We start from the raw sequence: 2,569 nt of genomic DNA on the forward strand, positions 1-2,569 counted from the left end.
TCCGGGTGCCCGGGCGCAGCAGGGCGGTGACGGTGCCGACACGGCCCTGCGTGTCGTCGATCAGCAGCAGCGCCGCATTCAGTCCGGTCAACGGCGTGCGGGCGGTTTGGGCCGACGCCGGATCGCCGAAGCTCAGTAGCTGCGCATTGCGCGATGCGGCGAGCCATGCGGCAACCGTTGCCGGATCGTTGGTCCGGATCCGGAACGGGTGCGCTTCGTCATCGTCCGGTTTGCCGCCGAACGCGTGCCATTGGGCCGCCATGGCATCGAACGGGCTGCCATCCACGCGTGCGGTGCGCAGGTCCAGCGGCGCCGACGCGTAGAGGTCGAGCGAGGCTTGCGCGTCCGGGCCGGCATCGCGCGTCACGCGCAGGATCAGGCTGGTGCGTGCGTCGTCGATATCGTCGGCGTGGCTTTCGGCAATGCAACGGTTGCCGTTGTCGCAGACGACCGACCAGTTCTTGAAATCGCGCTCGACCGGTGGCCGCGCGAGCGGGCGAGCCTGGGCGACGATCGGGGAAACGGCGAGGAGGGCGGCGATGGCGAGCGAAAGGCGGTGCGACATGACGGTTCGTATCGACTGTGGATGGGCGGACGGAAGACGTCGGACTGCAAGCGCATCGTCAGCAAGCGGGGCAGGTCGAAGGCTGCGGCGCATGCGGCGGCGCGCTTTACCGAACGGCACCAAGTATACCGCCGCAATGGGCGGCGATCGTGACGACGACGCGTAGTGTGCGGGCACGTCCCTTGCTGGCCGGATGGGTCGGACAAGTGCGGATGCGAAAACGGCGCGATGTCAAAAGGCATCGCGCCGTTTATTTTTCATCGACCGTCGACCACGTCGCGCAGGAACGCGTCGAGCATCGCGACGTCGCCCCACGGCCGCTTGTATTCGCGATCGTGTTCGGCATCGGCAAGCATCGTCTCGACGAGCGCGTGCACCGCCGGCCTGCGCGGCCCGTATTCGCTTTCGTTCGCGCTCATCTTCAGCGCGAGCAAGGCGTCGAGTTCCGCACGCACCGCCGGCTCGTGCACGGTGCCGTCGACGAGATCCACGAAGCGCATCGGCGGCATCCCGAGCCCCATGTCGATCCAGCGCACCGCAAGCAGCGGCCGCAGCACGTACAGGTACTTCTTGTAGCGCACCGTGTCGCCTTGCAGATAGCCGCGAAAGTTCTTCTTCGCCATCGCGAGGTAGTGATGACGCCCGCGCACCGGCGAGAAAAACGCCGACGCCAGCGACCTGAGCCGTGGCGCCCAGCGCGCATCTTCGCGATACACGACGGGCGAGTCGAGCCATTCGAGCAGCGTCGGGTTCGAGCGGCGCAGCAGTTGCAGTGCCTTGCGCAGTTCCCAGCCGCTGACGTCGAGCTCGTCGTCGAGCGGCCGCTCGATCACGTCGCGTTGCGGTTCGACGCTCAGGTACCAGTCGCGCCGGTGCGCATACACGAAGCGCACGTCGTAATCGCTGTCCGGCGATGCGAACCCCCAGCCGCGGCTGCCCGATTCGCACGCGAACAGCACGCTCACGTCGTGGCGGCGCTCGACTTCCGCGAGCTCCGCCATCACGCGCGCCCGCACGGCCGGGTCGACCGGGTGCGCGCTGCGCACCGCTGTCAATTTTTCCGTTTTCATTGTTGTTGCTTCCTTTTCGTTGTGCGCGGCCGCCGGCCATCGGCCGCGCACCGCGCTATCCTTTCACACACACCACCTGGCGCAGCGTATGCACCACTTCGACGAGGCTGCGCTGGGCCGCCATCACCGCGTCGATGTCCTTGTAGGCCATCGGGATTTCGTCGACGACGCCCGAGTCCTTCCGGCATTCGACGCCCTGGGTTGCCTTCACCTGGTCGTCGACCGTGAAGCGGCGCTTCGCTTCGGTGCGGCTCATCGTCCGGCCCGCGCCGTGGCTGCACGAGCAGAAGCTGTCCGGGTTGCCGAGCCCGCGCACGATGAAGCTTTTCGCGCCCATCGAGCCCGGAATGATCCCGAGCTGGCCCTTCTGCGCGGACACTGCACCCTTGCGGGTCACGAGCACGTCTTCGCCGAAGTGGCGTTCGCGCTGCACGTAGTTGTGGTGGCAGTTCACTGCGTGTTCGTCGACCGAGAACGGCTTCGCGATCACGCCGCGTGCTGCCCCGATCACCGCGTCCATCATGGCCTGCCGGTTGCGGCGCGCGTAGTCCTGCGCCCAGCCGACCGCTTCGACGTAATCGTCGAAGTGCCGGCTGCCCTCGGTGAAATACGCGAGGTTGCGATCCGGCAGGTTCGCGATGTGCTGCCGCATGTCGGCCTGCGCGAGTTCGATGAACAGGCTGCCGATCGCATTGCCGACGCCGCGCGAGCCGCTGTGCAGCATGAACCACACGTGGTCCGCTTCGTCGACGCATACTTCGATGAAGTGATTGCCGGTGCCGAGCGTGCCGAGATGCGCGTAGTGGTTCGTCTTTTCCAGCTTCGGATACTTGTCGACGATCCGCTGGAAGCCCGGTTGCAGCGACTTCCACGATTCGGTCACGGCGGCCGGCGTGCGGTCGCCCCACGCGCCCGGGTCGCGGCGGCCCGGCGC

Annotated in this window: 3 protein-coding genes; all 3 read right to left on the bottom strand. The window is 67.1% G+C overall.

Annotation, left to right across the window (positions count from 1 at the left end; genetic code table 11):
- On the bottom strand, positions 1-565 hold a 565-nt coding region (locus G3N99_RS38710), incomplete at its 3' end, for a DUF1176 domain-containing protein (protein WP_206125033.1).
- A gap of 257 nt (positions 566-822) precedes the next feature.
- Entirely contained in the window at positions 823-1,635 is an 813-nt protein-coding gene (locus G3N99_RS38715; protein WP_175000264.1) for a nucleotidyltransferase domain-containing protein, read from the bottom strand.
- A gap of 55 nt (positions 1,636-1,690) precedes the next feature.
- Positions 1,691-2,569, bottom strand: an 879-nt coding sequence (locus G3N99_RS38720) for an RtcB family protein (protein WP_206125032.1), incomplete at its 5' end; no start/stop codon positions are given.

This window comes from Burkholderia sp. Ac-20392 (assembly GCF_017104585.1).
In the GTDB taxonomy this organism is placed as follows: Bacteria; Pseudomonadota; Gammaproteobacteria; order Burkholderiales; family Burkholderiaceae; genus Burkholderia; species Burkholderia lata.

Bases quoted from the DNA above. Each gene is read 5' to 3' on its own strand.
- G3N99_RS38715 (WP_175000264.1), bottom strand. From the start codon at position 1,635: ATGAAAACGGAAAAATTGACAGCGGTGCGCAGCGCGCACCCGGTCGAC.